We start from the raw sequence: 18,575 nt of genomic DNA, 5'->3' as shown, positions 1-18,575 counted from the left end.
GCCGCTTCGGCTCTGGACTGAGGCGGCGTCCATACCTTTCCAAATTGAACCTGTCATGAGCAGAAACAGCAGCACACCCACTACGGATCTGGATGCCCTCACAGTACCGGCGCGCGAGGCGTTTACGCGGCTGGTCTTGCAGCGGCAGGATGACCTTTTGCGCTTCGCACGCCACTTGTGCCACGGCAATGAAGACCGCGCGCAAGATTTTGTACAAGACACTCTTGTGAGCGCCTACCGGGCATGCTTGCGCGGTCAGCTCCAATCACATCAAAACGCGCGCGCCTGGCTTTTTCGCACCCTGCTAAATCTCTACATCAACGATTACCGCCATCGGCGGCGCTGGGAAGCGGGCACCGGACTGGGGACAAGCGCGGTCTGCGGCAAGATGAACGAGATGGCCCAGATAGCATCTCGGAGTGATACGCCCGCCGCCCGTCTGATGGCCGGAATCTTGGATGAGCCCTTGGAGCAAGCGCTGACCGCTCTGCCGGAGAAGCTGAAGCTGTGCGTGATCCTGGTGGACCTGGAAGGGGAGGAGTACGCGCAAGCTGCTCTGTCTCTTGGCGTTCCAATCGGTACGGTGCGTTCTCGTCTATCGCGAGCCCGCCTGCTGCTCAGGCCACTGCTTTGGGATTACGCCCAGGAGCATCGGCGCGTTCCCGTCTGAAATCAAGGATATGCCTCAGCCGAAAGGGAAGTTACTCATGCGAACACAAATTTCAGCGGCCCAGGTGCGAAAATGCGTGTGCCTGGCCGCTGTGTGCCTAACTGCCGGATCGTCCGTATATCCTGCGCAAACTCAGGCCGCGTCCGCGCCGTCAGGGAATCCCGTCATCGTGGAGCTATTCACTTCGGAAGGCTGCTCCAGCTGTCCGCCCGCGGACAAAGTCTTGTCCGGGCTGGAGCGCGAGCAGCCGGTTCGCCGAGCGCATATTATCGTGCTTGGGGAGCATGTCGACTACTGGGACCACAATGGCTGGAAGGATCGATATTCCAATTACGCGTTTAGCGTGCGACAGAATGGCTATGCTAAGCAATTTCATAGCGACAGCGTGTACACGCCGCAGATGGTCGTGGACGGAGACGTCGAGTTTGTCGGCAGTGATCGGGACAAGGCGATTCATGCGATCTCCCGCGCCGCTGCATCGCCTAAAGCAACTGTGCGCGTCACGATGTCAGGAGCGGCGGACGCGGCGGACATCAAGGCAAATGTTGATAATCTTCCCGACGTCGGCGCGGGCGATACCGCCCAGGTAATCATGGCGATCACAGAAGATAATCTACAATCGAGCGTCGCAGGCGGTGAAAACGAGGGGCGCATGCTGTCCCATAGCGCGGTCGTGCGTGAGATGCGTCTGTTAGGCGTGGCGGCGGCGCATCCTACCGCGTTCTCCGCCCGCATAAAGCTGCCGGCCGCATGGCGTCGCGAAAATCTGCGTGTGGCGGTCTTCGTACAGGAGCAGTCCAGCCGGCGCATTCTTGGCGCGGCCGAGACGAAGCTTGATCCGATCCGCTCAAACTAATCGACCTCAAGACTTCGTGACGGAAAAGTGATCTTTGCGTGAGATGCGTGTGAACTTAGCCCGTCATAATTTTGGTGTTCAAGAAGAACTCAAAGGGAAATCAGACATGCAAAAACGATTACTATTGACCTGCGTCGCCGGCTCGCTGCTGGCTCTCGCGGCCGCTCAGCCTGGGTTCGCCCAGACCGGCAAGAGCGGTGTGACAATGGCGGGAGATCCGCGCTATCTGCCGGAACAGTATTTCACCATCACGAGCGCTCTGCACGTGGACATGATGAACAATTCGGGAACTCTGCCGCTGCACAAGGGAACCTGCAATGGTCAGACGGTCTGGTATGTCATCACGGACGTCTCGGACGCCGGCGCGGCGCGCGATCTCGGCGTCAACTTTGCGCCGCCGATTGCCAACCTTCTGGATTCCCCCGGTCAGGTTCAGACCGTGACGACCTCCTCTCTGCCTTTAGGACGAACGGGAGTCGAATTTGCGGGGCAGCCCGATTTCTCGCCGATGCGCCGACTCTTGCCGAGCGAGAAGGGATTCCCGCCTCTCGGCGCTTCTCCTGGCAGCATGGGCGATATCCATTACAGCTCATTTGTGAAGATCGGTAATGGTCGTGTTGTCTACAACGCCCCCATCGTCGCCACGGGGGATGGGCCGTTCGACGTCAAGACGCACAAGAATACTCAGGACCGCGTGACAGCGATCGACACCGACAAAATGACCGTGGATCTGCTGTTCGTGCGTGGATTCGCCGATGGCGAGCCCGTGCTGTATCTTTCCTTCGACGATTCGGACGCCGGATCTTCCGTCATTGAGCGCGCGAACTTCGCGCCTGGACTGAACACATCCCCTTCACCCAACGGAGGCAAGGACCCGTCCATGTCGGCGCGCGCCGCCCTCTTTACCTTCGTCAATGGCCAGACGCATAAAGCCAGTCCGCCGGCTCAGGGTCTGAACCATGTCATCATCGACGGCCACAACGACGAAGACGCCAGCCTGGACAACTCCGGTCTAATGGAGTCGCTGCGCATGGGCGGCGACGCCCGCAACGTGCTGGAGAACTTCCCCACGCTGAGCGATCCTAAGATGCGCGCCCAGTACACGCCGCTTTGGGACGTCCATGTCGGTGAGTGGAGCCCACAAGCTGTCGCTCGCGAATTGAACGTCGCCCAGATGGACGCCAACCAGGTTCGTCATCTGGCGAAAAAAGGGTGGGTGACGGCGCCCGGCGGCTCGCCGCTCGGATCGGCCAATATCGTGGTCAACTGTCCGGCGCTTGCCTTTACCGATCAAAAGCCGCTCGCTCCGCAAGCGCCCAAGCCAAAGAACATCCCGTAATTGGCTTTGATGACAAAATGACGGCAGATCAAGGGACATTGATGCTCGTCGCCAAAGCGTAATTGGCCATACCGCGAGCATTGATGCCTCTCAACTCATGATGTGCGCAGTTTATACTTAAAACCACTATTTTGTGAGGATCGACACACGATTCCATGGCATCAGTTTTAAGAGTGACATCATCGGGCAAAGCCCCAGAATGCCCGTGAAAGCGAGCATAAAACCGATCAATGCGGACCCATAGAAAAATGTAAAGTTAACAAAGAACCCTAACAAAGAGAAGCCAAATACGAGCGCGCCCGCGACAATCCGTACTTGCCGCTCCAGCGGCATCGCCGCCTCCTGTTTTTCAACGGGAAGACCAGCGTGTTCCCACGCCGCCATTCCGCCCTGGACATCGACGATATTGACCATTCCCAGAGAGAGCAGACGCTCCGCCGCCATTGCGCTCCGATTTCCTGAACGGCAAATAACAAACACCGTGCGATCCGTTGCGATTTCCCCGCACGCCGCTCCAAAGCCGCAAGGGGGATACATTTCGCCTGCGGAGCATGTCCCGCCGCAAACTCGTCAAATCCGCGCACGTCGATGAGCGAAGCTCCATCGACCAGTATGTTCGCCTGAGCCTCCTGCGGCGTTATGACATCCATTGTTTTGAATTCTCCTAAATGCTCATTGGACTTGATGCTCGCGGATACAGTCGAGCAGAAGAAGGACGCTGCTGTCGGCGATATCATAGCGCATATAATTGCCTTCGCGTCGCGCGGACAGAACGCCTTGATCCTTGAGGATACGGAGCTGCTGGCTGACCAGCGCCTGTCCGATGCCCGCCGCCTCCATAATTTGTGTCACGGTACATGGCTGCCCCTGCTGCCGCAAAAAGTCCAGGATACGAAGCCGAATCGGATGTGCCGCGTTGCGAATGATCGGAGCCACACGCTCCAGCGTTTCCATGTCGATGAGTTCTTGATCTTGTGTTTTATTGTTTATCACAATATAGCTATACCTCTATATTAAGGCGTTTATACACAATTCCTTAGAAGTTTTTCCGCGTCGCCCGTAGGTACAATGCTATTGATCTGCGATGTTGAGGACGAGGAGAAAATTCTCATGCCATGGAATCTGCTGGCCTACGCCGCGCTGTGCGTTTGCGTTCCCGCAATCTGGGGGGTGATCGTCTACTGGATTTCCAGCAAGATTGAACGACGGGTGTTAAGCCCGCATTCGTCCGTAAGCGAACGCGACGGCGAAGCCCCGACGCTTCCACTCGACTATCACATTTGAGGAAACCAGACGATGCTGTTGGTTCGTCTTGGAGCGGGGATCGGTCACGCCGTTTCTCTTCCCGCACTGGCTGCGGTTGGTTTGCTGATCGGATACATCGCGGGTATGTTCGGCGTTGGCGGCGGCTTTCTGCTCACGCCGATGCTCATCTATGTTTTCGGCGTTCCTGCTCCCGTGGCTGTCGGTTCGGCGCTGGCGCAGAAGTGTGGCACGTCTATCAGTTCGTTTCTCAAATACCGCCAGATGAAACGCGGAGAACCTCGCATCGATTTGGTGATGATGGGCGGCAGCTTGATGGGCGTCGACGCCGGCACTCGGCTGCTTGCCTACCTGACGTCGCTTGGCTCATGGAGGATCGGCGGCGGAGGAAGCGTTCCCGCCGTGCAGGTCGTGCTCGATTTGCTCTTCATCGTCCTGCTGTCTTTTACCGCCTTCTATAAATTCCGTGACGCCTGGCAGGCGCGCAACGCGGCGCCGCGCGGCGACCTGACGATTCCTGGCCCGCTCGTGTCGAAAGTACGCATTCCTCCATACATCGATCTGCCCGGCGTACAGCTGACGCAAGTCTCCGTGCTGATGCTGAGCTATCTCGGGTTTGTCCTGGGACTGGCGTCGGGCCTGATGGGCATCGGTGGCGGCGTTCTGTTCATGCCCATTTTGCTCTACGGAATTGGCCTTTCCGTACGCAACGCCGCAGGCACCGGCGTGCTGCTGCTGTTCGTGACGGTTGCCCTCGGAACCGTGGAACAGGCGCTCCATGGGTACGTAAGTTTGAAGCTGGCCATGGCAATCCTGATTGGCTCTTCCATAGGCGCGCAACTTGGAGCGCTTACTACGCATTACTTGGCAAATCGCGTGCTGCGTCTTCTGTTCGCCATTCTTGTTGCAGGAACGGTGATTATGATTGGGTGGGATCTGCTCCGGCTCGTGCGGTGAAAAGGGAGGTGCGATTTCGGACCTCAATGCGGGTTGCTTTAACTGTACAGAACACCCGGCTGAGTCTATGACCCGCACGGAGCCTACTACATCATGACCGACATCGCCGGCCTCGGCTGGGACAACGACATCGCATTCGCCCACTGGCTCATCGAAAACCACGGCGTCGCCGTCGTCCCCGGCGGCAGCTTCAATAGCGATCACAAACTCGGGCGGATGAAAGTGCGGTTTTGCTAATGTAAGAATCCCGAGACGCTGGAGACGGCGGCGGGGTTGCTGCGTGGCTTGCGGGGTGTGTGAGGGAATGGATAAGATTATCAACGAGAATAATTGTCTAACCTCATTACATTGAGAACGCCTCTGACATACTGCTATGTCGTTTTGTTGACGCTCGTATGCGGTCATGGCATCTTGTCTTTGGCTGCGGCAATTTTGCCAATACCTAAAATCCTAGATACGCTCTAGGGTGATGGTGGCTTTTGGATTGTCCTGGTCGCCCTATTATACAGCCATGGCGTTGAGCAGCATTGCTTGTATGCCTAGATGCTTGAGATCAATCCAGAGGCCAATGCATTTAGATGGAGAGGTAGGAGGCGAATGCTTTCTACTCCTCGCTTCTTTCCTATCTTCTGTTAACCTCTGGGGGCGTGGCTTTGAAATCGCTTGGTCCAGATACGATGTGCGTCGGTGCCAGGCGCACATAGCGTGCATTGCTCCTCTCTACGGTAGGGTTTTGAGCCATTCCAAGGCGAGGCCGGCGTCACGAATTGAAACGTTGCGCGATTTCTTATATCGTTTAGCGGCAGAGGGCTATGGAGCAGTTCTTTAATGGTTTCTGCCGCCAATAAAGCACCGGCCATCACTGAGACGAATCCGACTGCGAAGCGATCGGGGCCATCGTCGGCATGACGTAAATATCCCAAAATCCGGTCGCCTGTTTCACCACAAGTTGCATTTTGAGCCCATGCGTGAACTTCAGCTACTGAGATATGGAGGCTCTTTGATACCTCTAAGGCTAACTCCGGATCCTGTCGTAGTTGGGCCTGCATCTCGGAATCGGGGGCGGCTGTTTCCAACGGGTTAAAGCACCCTAGGCATGCTCCAACACCTGGAGGGCCGCACCGCATGATTTCAGCGCGAAGGTCGTTTGTAGAGCCAGATAGAATGCGATCAGGATATAGACACTGAATAGCCTGGCGGACTGAATTCCGATCAACTGCTGATACGAGCAAGCCATGACGAGCGGAGATACGCTCGATGCCAACGTCATTCGGAAGCCAAACGATAGGTGAGGCTGAGGCTGTGCGAGCAGCTTCCGTTGCTTTGGGCTGGCCTATTGAGGTTTTACCAAAGAAACTGTATCGATTGATGTTGGTTACATCAACGCCTTTCTGGTCGTTGTCGGATAATATGACTTGCCCGGTCAGGCAATCGAGCGCCCAGATGGCATGGAGCCAGGCGCTTCCAACTGCTCCCACGCCAGCTAATGTGCAGTCGATTTGGAGGTCTCCGATAACGGACGGGCCGCTATCGGTTGCAGCGCCGACTGTGTGTTCCCAGGCGCTGTAAGTCACATGCTGAATCTCGCTTCGCATCTCAGGGCTCATACGAACCAGCTTGAAAACTTCAGCCACCGCCATACATGCAGAAATGTAGGGGCCGAACGGCAGCGGTGAATCCGCAGCGCCTTCATATACACCTGGAGCTATACCACCCGTCCAGCCGTTTCCATGTGCTCGGAGCCACGCTCCATTGGCTGATCCAGGTCCTACTGATATGCACACACTGTCTGGCAGCTTGCCGTCACTGACGGGTACTACCCCAATTGCTGCGGCTCCTCTTAGGAGGGCTTCCATGAAGTTTGTGGATGGCGTTCCAAGCGGAACAATACGTCCGGCTTGGAACACCTGCTCGTCAGCGAGAATGCCTACACGAGCTACCACGCCTTCCAGCCTGGCTAACAAATTGACGATCATCCATGCTGTGTGTTGAACGCTCGCTTGGTTAGCAAACTCAGGCTCAATTTCGACGGTAACATCTACCGGGGTAACTTCAGAAAACGGTGAAAGAATCCCGCTAGCATCGCCTTCGTGGCGGCTCGATACTCGCTCCATGTGATTGTCTCCTCAGATGCCAAAGATTCGGGACTGCGAAAGTCGAGAACTGATGGAATGATCAAAAACGTCGCGTCTACCTCGTCGGTATCAAGACGCCGCCATCCATGCTCCTCACGGATGTGTATCCCTGATTCGCTCGGCATAGGAGCCTCACGCCCATGTCGTGGCAGCACGATCGACAAAGCGCCTGGCATTTGTGAGTAGGCCTGAGAACTGTCCTTGCCAGAATGATTAACCCAATCTCCGTCGTGCGTATGTATCTGGGCTAAGCGCTCGATCTGGAAGCGGCGAAGATGTTTCCCGGCTTGGCTCATTGCTGCTGGCGTTACGTCATATGATCCGGGAGCTAGGATAGCATCTGGGAGAGTGACGGTCGTCACAAAACCGATGCCGCCGCGCCGAGGCCCATCAAGGAACGCGACGCGCTCGACGTTGCCCTTCGTGCGAGCCAGCTCCTTAAGCATTGTCTGCCAGGTTGATTCTGAGATATATATCATATATCGGATCTCCCGGCATAATAAGGGGGGCGCAAAATTTCGGCAACTCGGTTTACGGTCATGGCAAGCGTGTGCCTACCTTGCTTCCATACAGTGTGTTCTTCCGGAGCATGGTTAGTCTGGTAGTACTGAGCACAATGGGTGAAGCAGAGGAGTGGCCGCTGTGAACCATCTCGGTAAGGGTAGCTCGCATGCAGGCCGAACCAAGTTGGCGTCGTCGCCAGCTTCGGCCACCATTGCGATCCAGGATCTGCCTGGGACCAATCATTGGGCTTGACGAACCAGGCGAGTGGTGGCCAGGAATCGTAAAAATTAGCTCCAAGCTTGAGATAGTAGTCTTCGCGTACGCCGTCGCTTCGGACGGCGTACAGTTTTATTACTACATTGAGATCGTCAATACGATATAATTCCCAGTCGGATCGGTCTGCGCGAAGCCCTTGCCAAAAAGCGTCCAGGTGGCGGCTAAATGTCGCTGCCGCCACCTCTGGGTCAACCGGCGTCGGTTCACTCAGCATTCCTGTGCGCCTCCGGTGCCGCCAACGAAGAGCCATTCCAGTTTATGACACTGTCCTGCCGCAATATACTCCTTCAGTGTCATGGCGCGAAACACAAGCACGTCTTGCCCGGTCGCCTCGCAACTCAAACGGTCATCGTCCTTTGGGGTGATATGAAATTTCTCGTACATCTCCGCGATGACCATATTGATCGTTGTATCATCCGTTGCGAGGATCTCAATGTTGCTCCCATTTTCTTCATTGTGAACACGGACGTGATGATGGGCAGTCCGCTGATGCGCCACGAGAACAAGTCTCAGGTCGCATCCGGGCGCTTCGTGGATCTGGCCGATATGTTGGTGCGGATCAAGGTGTGGAGCATGCTCGCTCTGAGCGAGAGCGGCTTCCTCATCGCCTGGAAGGTTGAAGGCTTTGATCGCCCACTGGAGAAGCTCGGCGACGCGCACATTCGGCTTGAAATGCTGCGAATGCTGGCGACCTTTGTAATCGACAGTTACATGGATATTGCGACATCCGTGGACAAAGACGGTGCCGCCGTCACGGATGCCGAGATCGGCGATGAGGATTTCCCGCACATCAATTTCATCATCCCGAGACTCAAGGAACACGAAGAGTTCTTGATCGTCACTTCGCTTGTAGCCACAATCAATATGCGCTTCAGTGATGATATCTTTGAGCAAAGCCGACAGGAGAGGGGTTATAGAGCGGTTTCCGGTGATTCCCTCGCCGCGAAGGATAAGCTGAATGGTGTCTACTTGTGTCATAATTATGTCCTGTTGGATCACACTTCTGACGGCTGTGGTGACCCGCTGTTGTTTTTCGCCGTCATGAGTTAGTGATCGCAGATCGTCAGAATTGCCGTGACAATAATTTTTTTTTCATGGCAAAAGCAAGCCTTATTTGCCACTAACTGCTTGAACCGTATCATTGGGGATCAGAATACGACATGGTCAGAATGCGCGACGCCGATCCGGATGAAGCGGTCGTAGCTCAATTAAGGGAGGGACTCCAACCGGACCGGGAGGAGTTTCGCATCCTTATGGGCAAGGTGCGTGGGTTTATTTGCAAGGATCTGACGAATATTCCACTGACCGTTGACGAAGTGTTGTCTGGCGCAATGTTGCGCGCCGTACAGAAGATTGACACATTTCGTGGCGATAGTACGTTTTACACGTGGCTATGTGGTATAGCTCGAAATGTTTGGCGTGAGCAGGTACGGGCTGATTGTCGGCATCGCACTGACGATATTGAGCTACAGCCGGAGCCATCTGCGGAAGATGATCCGCAGGAAGAGGCGTATCGGCGTCTTGTAGTAGATGAGGTGGTGTCTTGTCTTGAGGAAGCCGAGCGTGAGTTCATTCATCTTCGATTTTGGGAGCGCCTATCAGTACGCGAATGTGCTGAGCGCCTTGCGATGACGCCAGCTGATGCGGAAAGCTTCCAAAAGCGGATAATGCGTAAAGCTTATCAGAGGCGCCGTGATGAAGGGGTATAGCACGGCACTCAAGCGAAGCGCTGATACTGTGAATTGGCGAGGATTATTGTGAGTAAAGAACGTCCAGAGACACGAGCCGCACAGCTGCTTGACGAGTATATCGATAGTCGCCTTTCCGGACGGATGGCGCCAAAGCCCGATGAGTTTGCTGCTCGATGTCCTCAGACCGAACGTGAAGGGCTCATGGAGGCAATCTATGGTGTTGAGAATGTCGTAGCGTATCATTGCGACGATCATATCTCGGATAAGCTCCTGGATGACACACTTGCCAAGATTTCACAAGTGCTGGTAAGACGTCGATTAGTGCTCCGAATAAACGAACTTATTAGTACTGAGTGGGCGACGATGTCCTCAGATTTCGTCCATGGAGCCGAAAAGATAATCGCGACGCTCGGACCGGCATCCTGGGCGCCATCAAAACCTTTTTTAGGCAGTGCTGTGATGAACCGTGGATCTGGACTTACGGTAACATCGAAAGCATTGCTTTACACAAATGAGGCAAATTTAAAGCTTCTGGAAAGCACCTTAGAGAAAAAAATTGGTGAAACAATCGCCCTGATGGACGATCTTAGCGCTCCAGTAGATCTGAGCGTTCTTGCCCAGCGACTTTGCCTCATTGTTCAAAACGTTCCTCTCGACCCATTAGACGGCTGTCTTATAACCAATGGAGAAGCCGGGATCATATTGTTGAACTCATCTGTCTTAGATGAGCGCCGCCGGCGATTCACCTTCGGACATGAGATTGGGCATGCCGTGCTTCATTCCGGGCAGGCGCTCTACAAGGATAGTAGTAGCCAGCTTGACGACTTCGATGCTGGAGCCGAAATGCAGGCAAATGTGTTCAGCTCGTTGCTCTTGATGCCGTCTGCACTTCTGCCGAGTAACTTTGGCGCGACGCTTCCCTCGCTTGCGGCGGCGGATGAGCTCTGTGAGGAATATGAAGTCTCATTGCTTGCATCTCTTCGCCGGTTAGTAAGAGCATCGAATTGGGGATGTGCACTCGTTGTGTCGAAGTTGGGAGCCATACAATGGACGGTAAGATCTCCATTCTTTCAAGCCTTCATTCCAAAACAACTACATCCTGATTCATTGGCTTCCCAATTGTTTGCAAATGAAGAATGGCCATGTCAGTCGAAAGCTGAATGGCCAGCAGAGATGTGGTGTGAGGGTATAGACGATGAATCGACGATTGTGGAAGAAAGCCGGCGTGTGTCCAACGAGTATGTATACACTCTACTTTTACTTGTTTGGAAGGATTAGAATAAGCAAGCTTGATTCTAGTCGTGTTGGCATAAGGAGATAAATTGAGCCTTATTTCCCTGTGTATGCTCTAATCAAGGATCTAGTAGTGGGGTAGATTTCATTTAAAGTCGATTGAGGATGTACTTTGTGACTTGCCGTTTTCGTAATATTTGATTTGTATGCCACGTAGGGAGGATTATTGGTAACGATGGTCCTCCCTGCAGGGCTGCTAATCTTATGAGAGGTCAAGGGTGGCTCGGGGTAGAACTTCAACGTGCGTTTCTTTAACTGTACATAACATCTGGTTGATCGCGCCGCCCGAAGCCACCAACGCCATCCGCAAAGTCCACGACTTCCTCACCGTCGGCGCCGCCGCGCCCCTGCAAGAAGGCGCCGCCCTCGCCCTGACCTTCCCCGACGAGTACTACGCTCGCCTCACCAACCTCTACCGAGAAAAGCGCGACTTCCTGGCAAACGTCCTGCGCGAAACCGGCTTCCGCGTCTACGACCCGCACGGTGCCTACTACATCATGACCGACATCGCCGGCCTCGACTGGGACAACGACATCGCCTTCACCCACTGGCTGATCGAAGAACACGGCGTCGCCGTCGTCCCCGGCAGCAGCTTCTACCGCGATCCGACGCTCGGTCGTACTAAGGTGAGATTTTGTTATTGCAAGAAGCCGGAGACGCTGGAGACGGCCGCGAGGCTGCTGCGCGGCTTGCGGGGCAGATAATTCGTCTGAAACTATGATGGCCCCATAAATTTAGACACGAATCGAGTTGTCGGACGGGGGTGATTGATCGTCTCACGTTCTAGGTGGATAACCATGATATTTGGCGAACTTACGCGCTGAAGGGGACAGCCGAACAATGACCACATACACGATAGAACCAACGCGGGAAACTTTACACGGCGCGTTCTCGCGTGATTTTGCGCCCGTCCTGATCATTGAACCGGGCGATACGGTCCTGTACCGCACGCTGGATGCTGCCTGGAACGTGGAGCCACGACGTTCCACCAACATCAGCGAAAGGCCGCGCAAGTTTGAGTCGCGCCGCACAGACGGTTCTGACAATGGTCACTGTCTCTGCGGCCCTATTGCCATACGCGGCGCACGGCCCGGCATGACATTGGAAGTTGGAATCCAAGAGGTATCCGTCGGCGCATGGGGTTGGACTTCTGCGACCGGCTGGCCTCATCCGGTCAACCAGAGATTAGGTTTGGCCGACGGGGAAGAAATCATGCATCTTTGGGCGCTGGACGGAGACAACATGACCGGCCGCAACCAATATGGGCATGAAGTCAAACTCCGTCCCTTCATGGGCGTGATGGGGATGCCGCCCGATGAACCGGGGCTCCATTCCACTTCACCGCCCCGCACGACTGGCGGTAATCTGGACTGCAAGGAACTGACGGCGGGAAGCACTCTGTATTTGCCAATTGCCGTGGATGGTGGTTTGTTCTCTGTCGGGGACGGGTACGCGGTGCAAGGGGACGGGGAAGTGTGTGTCACGGCCATTGAGTGTCCAATGGAACGAGTCACACTCACGTTCAACATTCGGGACGATTTGCGGATAACGACGCCCCGTGCTCGCACTCCAGAGGCGTTCATTACCCTTGGTTTACATGAGGATTTAGATGAAGCGGGGTTCCACGCCTTAGAAGCGATGTTAGAAGTGATGATGGAACAGTATGGACTCGAACGGCGGGACGCGCTGGCGCTCGCGAGTCTGGTTGTTGACATGAGAGTGACCCAAATAGTAAATGGGGTGCAAGGGATACACGCGGTCTTGCCGCACAACGCTCTCATCATCAACCCGCAATAACAAAAACGCCCGGCCCTCCACAGTGGGAAGGCCGGGCGTCGCCGCGTCGCCGTCATCCCCGGCAGCAGCTTCTACCGCGATCCGGCGTTTGGGCGCACGAAGGTGAGGTTTTGCTATTGCAAGAAGCCAGAGACGCTGGAGACGGCGGCGGAGTTGTTGCGCGGCTTGCCGCGCGGGTAAGGATGTCAAGGGACGACGCTTTTAAAACGGAAGACTTATGGAAATAGCGGACGAATATGAACGCGATGCTGAAAAGAATTTTCTCTTAAGACTGCGCCACACGAGTCAGGGAACTTTGCATGAGGCAACGATGACTGTCGAGCCGGCGACATGGCACATTTTTCAGACATGCCGGGAGTTAATGTCGGAGGACGAACGAGCAACGGCGCACTACTTGGCGATGCTGCAATACGCTTATAGTTTTACCGTGAAGCGTGAGCGCATCAAGGGAGAAAACCGAGCAAAACGACTGCTTCAGCCAGCGATCGAAGAGATGCTTAAAGACGGAGACAGCGCCTTCCTTGCGAGAGTGAAAGATCGGTTATTGCAGAAGCATGGGCAGAAGCTCTTAAATCTCTGTCCAAAATGCGGCGCTCTGGCGCGAACGCCGCAGTCGCGTCAATGTTCGAAATGTTTGCATTCATGGCATGATGCCTGAAATGCTGAAATCGACGGGCTGCTGCGCGGAATCCGGTAAATCCTATGTTTCTCAATTCGACATTACAAGATTTGGATGGTACAGTTTGGGGAGAGCCGACTTACCCAAGCCATCTTGTGACGGAATGCCATCGCTTGCGTACGGTGCCTTTGAAGGATTTCACCGTTGAAAACTTGCGCGTTTTGATCGGACAGAAGATCAGCCTGGATTATCTTGTTCCCTTGGCGTTGATGCTGCTGATTGATGAGCCATTTGCCGAAGGCGACTACTATGCCGGCGATCTTTTGGGAAACGTCCTTTCTCTGCCGCAGATGTTTTGGGTGGAGCATCAAGAACTCCGTAAAACCATGGATATTGTCGTGCTCAAAGCCGAGAATCTGCTCGCCGCCGATGAAGAGCTACGTGAATTCGTAGTCGATAAGGTTGTCACTGACTTGCAGAGGTATCAACGGAATCGATAGTCGGTTGAACCGTGGAGCTTTGCGGAGTTAAGGAATTGCAAACAATGTATCCATTTCAAGGTCCGTCGTCCAAAAAGTTGACGAAGCCGCAGATTAGCGCCATGATTACGAGAAACTGCGCCATCGGCGCGGTCAGCTGGGCCGTCGTATCCGCATTTTCGTTTAGCGCGCATCATTGGACGCTCGGGTTCGTGTTCGCCGCTTGCGCTTTTATAACCGCGATCTTATTTGTCGTGATGCTTGTGGTCACTCGACGTTAATGATATGAACTGGAGCGCTGGCGCGAAGGCCTCAATCAAAGCAGTGCCCAAAGTGTTTCTATTCATGGCATGACGTGCTCCCCAACGATCCCCAGAATGCATCCGATTTTTGTTAACCGGGCGGCTTTTTGTCCCACAAGTGAAGCTTGTGGGAAGCATGGATGAGATGCGGCAGAGAGGGATTGAGGCGTATGCCGGAGGCGATGGGCAAAGCCATGCAAAAGAATGCGAATTCTCTTTGGAGTGTTTACGATGGGTGGGATGGATATCAGACCAGCCTGGTGAACGCTGTCTCGCCGCTGACGCGGGAGCAGCTTGTTTGGCGGCCGATGCCGGGTCTGCGTTCGCTTGGCGAAGTCGCGGAGCATATCAGCTTTGGGCGGATCGATTGGTTTTTGAGGATGGATGCGCCCCGCAGCGCGGAGCTGGATCGTCTGCGTCCATCGGTCGGGAGCTTGGCCGAGGATGCGGCGGCGCTATCGCGGTGGCTGGAGATGACCTGGGGAATGGTTGAGGAGACTCTGAGCATCTGGACCGTGGAGGATCTGGCGAAGAGTTATCCGCACACGTATTGGGGCAAAACGTACGCCGTTTCCCATCAGTGGACGATCTGGCGGATCTTGTCGCACGATATCCATCATGGCGGGCAGCTAAGCCTGATGCTGGCGGCGCAGGGGATTTCCGCGCCGGAGCTGTGTGATTTGGGCGGCCATTTGACGGAGCCGCCGCTCGCCGACTTGTGAAGTCGCTGAAATTGGCAATGGATCGGCGGGATCAGAAATCAGAGTAGGCGCTTAGCGCTTACTCTGATTTTTTGTTTGCTCGCCTGTTAGCTTTGATTTGTTAATGGGTATGAATTAGCCAGCACCTCGCAGTCGTTTTTTGAAGAAAACGATGGCGATAGATCAGGAGGATCGGGTGGCGGTGACACAGACAAGTTTGGCGAACGGAGCCCGCAGGATTGATCGTGCGGCGTCCGGTATTGTGGGGTTGGACGATGTGCTGGGGGGCGGCTTTCCGCGCAATCGTCTCTATTTATTGCAGGGCGATCCCGGGGTCGGTAAGACGACGCTGGCGATGCAGTTCTTGCTCGAAGGCGCGCGGCGCGGAGAGCGGGTGCTGTATGTGACGCTGTCCGAGAGCCTGGAGGAGATTCAGGACGTCGTGCAGTCGCACGGCTGGTCTCTCGACGGCGTGGATATCCACGAGTTCAGCCAGGAAGACCAGCTTTCGGCGCAGACGCAAAGCACTGTCTTTCATCCCGCCGAGCTAGAGCTGGGCGAAACGATGCGTACGCTGCTGGGCATTGTCGAGCGCGTGCAGCCTTCTCGCGTCGTCTTCGACAGCCTTTCGGAACTGCGTCTGCTGGCGGCAGATTCGCTGCGCTATCGGCGCGAAATCCTTTCCCTGAAGCACTATTTTGTCGGACGCAAGAGCACGGTGCTGCTTCTGGATGACCGGACCACGGACGCCGGGGACCGCCAGCTGCAAAGCCTTTGCCACGGCGTTGTCGCGCTGGACAATACGGTCCCGGAGTATGGAGTCGAGCGCTACCGGGTTCGTATCACCAAGATGCGCGGCGTGCGGTTTCGCGGCGGCTATCACGACTATGTGATCCGAACGGGCGGGCTGGACGTATATCCCCGATTGGTGGCGGCGGAGCATAAGTCGGAGTTCATCAATGAGCCGATTTCGAGCGGCGTTAAGGCGCTCGATGATCTGCTGGGCGGCGGCCTGGATCGTGGGGCCAGCATCGCGCTCATGGGGCCGTCGGGCTGCGGCAAGTCCACTATCGCGACGCGATATATTGTCTCGGCGGCGCAGCGGGGGGAAAACGCCGCCATGTTTCTCTTTGAGGAAACGCCGGCGACGCTGTTTCAGCGTTCGCGCCTGCTGCATATGGACTTGAAGCCGTATGTGGACAACGGATGCGTCGCCATTCACTCCATCGATCCCGCCGAGCTTGCCCCCAACGAGTTTATCCAGCGCGTGCGGGACGCCGTGGAAAAGGGCGGCGCGCGGATCGTGCTGATCGACAGTTTGAACGGCTATCTCAACGCCATGCCGGGCGAGCGTTATCTGATCCTCCAGCTGCATGAACTGCTGACGTATCTTTCCCAGCAGGGCGTCACCACGCTGCTGATCACGGCGCAGGCGGGAATGATGGCGGCGGCGGCTGTGCCGGGGCTCGATATCAGCTACATTGCCGACACGGCGCTACTCTTCCGCTACTTTGAGTATGGCGGCGCGATCAAGAAGGCGCTGTCGGTGTTCAAGCGGCGAAGCGGGCAGCATGAACAGACAATCCGTGAGCTAATTTTAGGCGGCGAGCCGGGGATCTGTATCAGTGAGCCTTTGACGCAGTTCCGTGGCCTCTTGACTGGCGTTCCGACGCTGGATCGCGGCGGGGATACCCAGAAGACCGGGGCTTTCGCGTGAGCGCCAACATCCATGCCCCGCATCTGCGGGACGAGCGCGTGCTGGTGCTGACGCCCACGGGGCGGGACGCCGCCACCACATGCGCGGTCTTGCAGGAGGCGGGCTTCCATGCCGAGTCCTGTCCGGATATGGTCTCCTTGTGCGCCTCGATCGCCGAGGGCGCCGGCGCGGCGCTGCTGGCCGAGGAAGCGCTAACGCCGCCGGCGCTCAGCGCCCTTTCCGCCATCGTGACCGCGCAGCCGACCTGGTCGGATTTTCCCATCGTCATCCTGTCCTCCAGCGGACGAGATACGATGGAGAGCCGGCGCATTCTGGCGGAGATCGACGTGTTCACCAACGCGGCCATTCTGGAGCGCCCCCTGCGAAAGGCGACGCTTATCAGCGCCCTGCGCGTGTCGCTTCGTTCGCGCAGACGGCAGTATGAGATGCGGTCCTACCTTCGGGACCTTGCCTTGCTGGAGCAGGAGCGCGAGGATCTGCTGGACCAGCAGCGCCGGATCGCGGAGACGCTCCAGCGATCGCTGCTCAAAGCGCCCGCGCCGGATGCGTTCCCCAATCTGGAAGTCGTGACGCAATACGCGCCGGCGTGGACAGAGGCGATGATCGGCGGCGATTTCTTCGATGTCTTCGCGGTCGGAGACAAAGTGGCGCTCGTGGTTGGGGATGTGGTCGGCAAAGGGTTGCGGGCGGCGTCGCAGATGGCGGAAGTGAAGTTCGCATTGCGCGCGATCGTGCTTCAGGAGCCCGACCCGGCGCTGGCGATGGCTCAGCTCAATCGTTACGTCATGGCCGCCGGTCCCGACGAGATCAACGACGACCCGCGTTTGGTTGCGGTGCTGCTGGCCGTCGTCAATATCCAGACAGGACATGCGGAAATTGCCGTGGCGGGCGCCGAGCCGCCGATTTTGATCCGGCGCGGCCGCAAGGCGGAGCCTGTGGACGCGAATGGAGTCCCCATTGGCGTCATGGAAAAAGTATCCTACGAAATGCGGCGCGTCACGCTGTCCACGGGCGATGTGCTTCTGCTCGCGACCGACGGCGTTACCGAGGCGCGGCAGGGCGGCGAGTTCTTCGGCCCCGAAGGGCTTATGGCCGCCGCCGACTCCGCCCCTTTGGAAACTTCCCTGGCGGACTCCGGCGAGGCGATCATCGCCGTCGCGCGCGCTTATTCCGGAGGAACGTTCCGGGACGACGTTTGTCTGCTGCTCGCGCGATGGGGCGGGTGACTGGCGCGTGAGCGATCTGCACCGCTCCGGTCGGCTCCTTTCTTCGTTCGCTCCACGTTCTTCTCATTTGGTCTCCTCTTACTTGCGAATGTTTTGCGCCAGCAGCTGCAGCGCGGCGTGCAGGCTGTGGTCAATGTTGTCCGGCAGTCGAATCTCCCGATCTTCGCTCCATTCGATCTGGCTGTCCAGCAGCGTCAGTCCGGGCAGGATTTTGTGCGCTCCCAGGTCCGTCAGCACCGGCTTGATTGCCGCCTCGAAGTCGCCGATCTGCGAGAGCGTCGCCGCGCTCGAGATCGGCAGCACGGCCTTTCCCGCAAAAATCCCATCAGGCAGCAAATCCAAATAAGTCTTCAGGACGCCAGAAAACGAAGATCGGAACGTTGGCGAGCCCACGATGATTCCTCCGGCGTGGGCGAGCAGTTCTGTCTGGCCGCGCACCGCCGTGCTTTCGGCCTGGGCGTGCAAGAGATCCTTCAGCGGCAGGTCTCGAACGGAAATCAAATGCGTGGAAAGCGCGTGGCTCTCCAGGATGCGCCGTGTGTAGCCAAGAACGCCATGGGAATTGGACGCATTCGAGGGGCTGCCTGAGATGATTACGATGTCGTACATAATCGTCGTGTCCTCCAGAAATACGCGAGGCTGCGAGCGTTTCCGATAGAACGCCCGCAGCCTCAAGTCGCCTCGTCAGCTTGATTTATGGATATTCACCAGTAATAGAATGGTAAATATTGTTTTATGCAATTATCCCGA

Annotated in this window: 21 protein-coding genes; 15 read left to right on the top strand and 6 right to left on the bottom strand. The window is 56.3% G+C overall.

Going from position 1 to position 18,575, the window contains the following annotated elements:
- The first annotated feature begins 55 nt into the window (after nt 1-55).
- The 3 genes from D5261_RS30780 to D5261_RS30770 all read left to right on the top strand — a co-directional run bounded on the left by D5261_RS30780 (nt 56) and on the right by D5261_RS30770 (nt 2,865).
- On the top strand, nt 56-670 hold the full coding sequence (locus D5261_RS30780; protein ID WP_119321603.1) for a sigma-70 family RNA polymerase sigma factor: 615 nt from the start codon (nt 56-58) through the stop codon (nt 668-670).
- 37 nt (nt 671-707) lie between these two features.
- Complete coding sequence (locus tag D5261_RS30775; RefSeq protein WP_165864218.1) at nt 708-1,526, top strand: DUF1223 domain-containing protein; 819 nt, start codon at nt 708-710, stop codon at nt 1,524-1,526.
- A gap of 106 nt (nt 1,527-1,632) precedes the next feature.
- On the top strand, nt 1,633-2,865 hold the full coding sequence (locus D5261_RS30770) for a hypothetical protein (RefSeq protein WP_125205995.1): 1,233 nt from the start codon (nt 1,633-1,635) through the stop codon (nt 2,863-2,865).
- 126 nt (nt 2,866-2,991) lie between these two features.
- Here D5261_RS30770 and D5261_RS30765 read toward each other — a convergent pair whose 3' ends face one another.
- Both D5261_RS30765 and D5261_RS30760 read right to left on the bottom strand, forming a co-directional pair.
- A complete protein-coding gene (locus tag D5261_RS30765; protein ID WP_245992535.1) occupies nt 2,992-3,309 on the bottom strand; it encodes a rhodanese-like domain-containing protein in 318 nt (105 codons plus the stop codon).
- Nucleotides 3,310-3,537: 228 nt separating this feature from the next.
- Nucleotides 3,538-3,858: an ArsR/SmtB family transcription factor gene (locus D5261_RS30760; RefSeq protein WP_125205994.1), complete on the bottom strand. Its 321-nt coding sequence runs from the start codon at nt 3,856-3,858 to the stop codon at nt 3,538-3,540.
- Between the two features lie 117 nt (nt 3,859-3,975).
- On the opposite strand from D5261_RS30760, the gene D5261_RS30755 reads away from it, so the two are divergent.
- The 3 genes from D5261_RS30755 (at nt 3,976) to D5261_RS30745 (ending at nt 5,322) form a co-directional block, all read left to right on the top strand.
- Nucleotides 3,976-4,149, top strand: coding sequence for a hypothetical protein (locus D5261_RS30755; protein WP_165864216.1), 174 nt, complete (start codon nt 3,976-3,978; stop codon nt 4,147-4,149).
- 12 nt (nt 4,150-4,161) lie between these two features.
- Complete coding sequence (locus tag D5261_RS30750; protein WP_119321598.1) at nt 4,162-5,085, top strand: sulfite exporter TauE/SafE family protein; 924 nt, start codon at nt 4,162-4,164, stop codon at nt 5,083-5,085.
- 93 nt (nt 5,086-5,178) lie between these two features.
- The gene (locus tag D5261_RS30745; RefSeq protein ID WP_165864215.1) at nt 5,179-5,322 is read left to right on the top strand and encodes a hypothetical protein; all 144 of its coding nucleotides are present in this window, start codon (nt 5,179-5,181) and stop codon (nt 5,320-5,322) included.
- Between the two features lie 395 nt (nt 5,323-5,717).
- Here the strand turns inward: D5261_RS30745 and D5261_RS30740 are convergent, their stop codons facing one another.
- The 3 genes from D5261_RS30740 to D5261_RS30730 all read right to left on the bottom strand — a co-directional run bounded on the left by D5261_RS30740 (nt 5,718) and on the right by D5261_RS30730 (nt 8,978).
- On the bottom strand, nt 5,718-7,199 hold the full coding sequence (locus tag D5261_RS30740) for a ThiF family adenylyltransferase (RefSeq protein WP_119321597.1): 1,482 nt from the start codon (nt 7,197-7,199) through the stop codon (nt 5,718-5,720).
- A 496-nt stretch (nt 7,200-7,695) separates the two neighbouring features.
- Nucleotides 7,696-8,214 carry a hypothetical protein gene (locus D5261_RS30735; RefSeq protein WP_125205993.1) on the bottom strand — a complete coding sequence of 173 codons (519 nt, stop codon included), beginning with the start codon at nt 8,212-8,214 and terminating at the stop codon, nt 7,696-7,698.
- Nucleotides 8,208-8,978, bottom strand: coding sequence for a hypothetical protein (locus tag D5261_RS30730; RefSeq protein ID WP_125205992.1), 771 nt, complete (start codon nt 8,976-8,978; stop codon nt 8,208-8,210). Before D5261_RS30730 ends, D5261_RS30735 begins: the two co-directional genes overlap by 7 nt.
- Before the next feature lie 191 nt (nt 8,979-9,169).
- Between D5261_RS30730 and D5261_RS30725 the strand changes: the two genes are divergently transcribed.
- From D5261_RS30725 to D5261_RS30685, 9 genes are all read left to right on the top strand, one after another.
- Nucleotides 9,170-9,709: an RNA polymerase sigma factor gene (locus D5261_RS30725; RefSeq protein ID WP_165864214.1), complete on the top strand. Its 540-nt coding sequence runs from the start codon at nt 9,170-9,172 to the stop codon at nt 9,707-9,709.
- Nucleotides 9,710-9,757: 48 nt separating this feature from the next.
- Nucleotides 9,758-10,969, top strand: a complete 1,212-nt coding sequence (locus tag D5261_RS30720) for an ImmA/IrrE family metallo-endopeptidase (protein WP_125205991.1) — start codon at nt 9,758-9,760, stop codon at nt 10,967-10,969.
- Nucleotides 10,970-11,202: 233 nt separating this feature from the next.
- Nucleotides 11,203-11,688: an aminotransferase class I/II-fold pyridoxal phosphate-dependent enzyme gene (locus tag D5261_RS30715; protein ID WP_119321592.1), complete on the top strand. Its 486-nt coding sequence runs from the start codon at nt 11,203-11,205 to the stop codon at nt 11,686-11,688.
- 136 nt (nt 11,689-11,824) lie between these two features.
- The gene (locus tag D5261_RS30710) at nt 11,825-12,781 is read left to right on the top strand and encodes an acetamidase/formamidase family protein (RefSeq protein ID WP_119321591.1); all 957 of its coding nucleotides are present in this window, start codon (nt 11,825-11,827) and stop codon (nt 12,779-12,781) included.
- A 217-nt stretch (nt 12,782-12,998) separates the two neighbouring features.
- Nucleotides 12,999-13,439 carry a hypothetical protein gene (locus D5261_RS30705; RefSeq protein WP_119321590.1) on the top strand — a complete coding sequence of 147 codons (441 nt, stop codon included), beginning with the start codon at nt 12,999-13,001 and terminating at the stop codon, nt 13,437-13,439.
- A gap of 44 nt (nt 13,440-13,483) precedes the next feature.
- On the top strand, nt 13,484-13,900 hold the full coding sequence (locus tag D5261_RS30700) for a contact-dependent growth inhibition system immunity protein (protein ID WP_125205990.1): 417 nt from the start codon (nt 13,484-13,486) through the stop codon (nt 13,898-13,900).
- A 475-nt stretch (nt 13,901-14,375) separates the two neighbouring features.
- Complete coding sequence (locus D5261_RS30695; RefSeq protein WP_301002360.1) at nt 14,376-14,903, top strand: DinB family protein; 528 nt, start codon at nt 14,376-14,378, stop codon at nt 14,901-14,903.
- 151 nt (nt 14,904-15,054) lie between these two features.
- Nucleotides 15,055-16,599, top strand: a complete 1,545-nt coding sequence (locus D5261_RS30690; RefSeq protein WP_119321586.1) for an ATPase domain-containing protein — start codon at nt 15,055-15,057, stop codon at nt 16,597-16,599.
- Entirely contained in the window at nt 16,596-17,825 is a 1,230-nt protein-coding gene (locus D5261_RS30685; protein ID WP_119321585.1) for a PP2C family protein-serine/threonine phosphatase, read from the top strand. Before D5261_RS30690 ends, D5261_RS30685 begins: the two co-directional genes overlap by 4 nt.
- A gap of 78 nt (nt 17,826-17,903) precedes the next feature.
- On the opposite strand, the gene D5261_RS30680 is transcribed toward D5261_RS30685, so the two are convergent.
- Nucleotides 17,904-18,434: an NAD(P)H-dependent oxidoreductase gene (locus D5261_RS30680; protein WP_119321584.1), complete on the bottom strand. Its 531-nt coding sequence runs from the start codon at nt 18,432-18,434 to the stop codon at nt 17,904-17,906.
- Between the last annotated feature and the right edge of the window lie 141 nt (nt 18,435-18,575).

This window comes from Capsulimonas corticalis (genome assembly GCF_003574315.2).
Classification (GTDB): Bacteria; Armatimonadota; Armatimonadia; order Armatimonadales; family Capsulimonadaceae; genus Capsulimonas; species Capsulimonas corticalis.
The sequence above is the reverse complement of the archived record's forward strand: the minus strand, read 5'-3'. Positions and strand labels throughout refer to the sequence as shown.

Excerpts from the sequence above, each read along its gene's own strand:
- D5261_RS30680 (WP_119321584.1), bottom strand. The coding sequence starts at position 18,434 with ATGTACGACATCGTAATCATCTCAGGCAGCCCCTCGAATGCGTCCAAT.
- D5261_RS30780 (WP_119321603.1), top strand. The coding sequence starts at position 56 with ATGAGCAGAAACAGCAGCACACCCACTACGGATCTGGATGCCCTCACA.
- D5261_RS30775 (WP_165864218.1), top strand. The coding sequence starts at position 708 with ATGCGAACACAAATTTCAGCGGCCCAGGTGCGAAAATGCGTGTGCCTG.
- D5261_RS30710 (WP_119321591.1), top strand. The coding sequence starts at position 11,825 with ATGACCACATACACGATAGAACCAACGCGGGAAACTTTACACGGCGCG.
- D5261_RS30755 (WP_165864216.1), top strand. The coding sequence starts at position 3,976 with ATGCCATGGAATCTGCTGGCCTACGCCGCGCTGTGCGTTTGCGTTCCC.
- D5261_RS30695 (WP_301002360.1), top strand. The coding sequence starts at position 14,376 with ATGCAAAAGAATGCGAATTCTCTTTGGAGTGTTTACGATGGGTGGGAT.
- D5261_RS30765 (WP_245992535.1), bottom strand. The coding sequence starts at position 3,309 with ATGGCGGCGGAGCGTCTGCTCTCTCTGGGAATGGTCAATATCGTCGAT.
- D5261_RS30700 (WP_125205990.1), top strand. The coding sequence starts at position 13,484 with ATGTTTCTCAATTCGACATTACAAGATTTGGATGGTACAGTTTGGGGA.
- D5261_RS30745 (WP_165864215.1), top strand. The coding sequence starts at position 5,179 with ATGACCGACATCGCCGGCCTCGGCTGGGACAACGACATCGCATTCGCC.
- D5261_RS30770 (WP_125205995.1), top strand. The coding sequence starts at position 1,633 with ATGCAAAAACGATTACTATTGACCTGCGTCGCCGGCTCGCTGCTGGCT.
- D5261_RS30705 (WP_119321590.1), top strand. The coding sequence starts at position 12,999 with ATGGAAATAGCGGACGAATATGAACGCGATGCTGAAAAGAATTTTCTC.
- D5261_RS30735 (WP_125205993.1), bottom strand. The coding sequence starts at position 8,214 with ATGCTGAGTGAACCGACGCCGGTTGACCCAGAGGTGGCGGCAGCGACA.
- D5261_RS30730 (WP_125205992.1), bottom strand. The coding sequence starts at position 8,978 with ATGACACAAGTAGACACCATTCAGCTTATCCTTCGCGGCGAGGGAATC.
- D5261_RS30690 (WP_119321586.1), top strand. The coding sequence starts at position 15,055 with ATGGCGATAGATCAGGAGGATCGGGTGGCGGTGACACAGACAAGTTTG.
- D5261_RS30750 (WP_119321598.1), top strand. The coding sequence starts at position 4,162 with ATGCTGTTGGTTCGTCTTGGAGCGGGGATCGGTCACGCCGTTTCTCTT.
- D5261_RS30725 (WP_165864214.1), top strand. The coding sequence starts at position 9,170 with ATGCGCGACGCCGATCCGGATGAAGCGGTCGTAGCTCAATTAAGGGAG.
- D5261_RS30740 (WP_119321597.1), bottom strand. The coding sequence starts at position 7,199 with ATGGAGCGAGTATCGAGCCGCCACGAAGGCGATGCTAGCGGGATTCTT.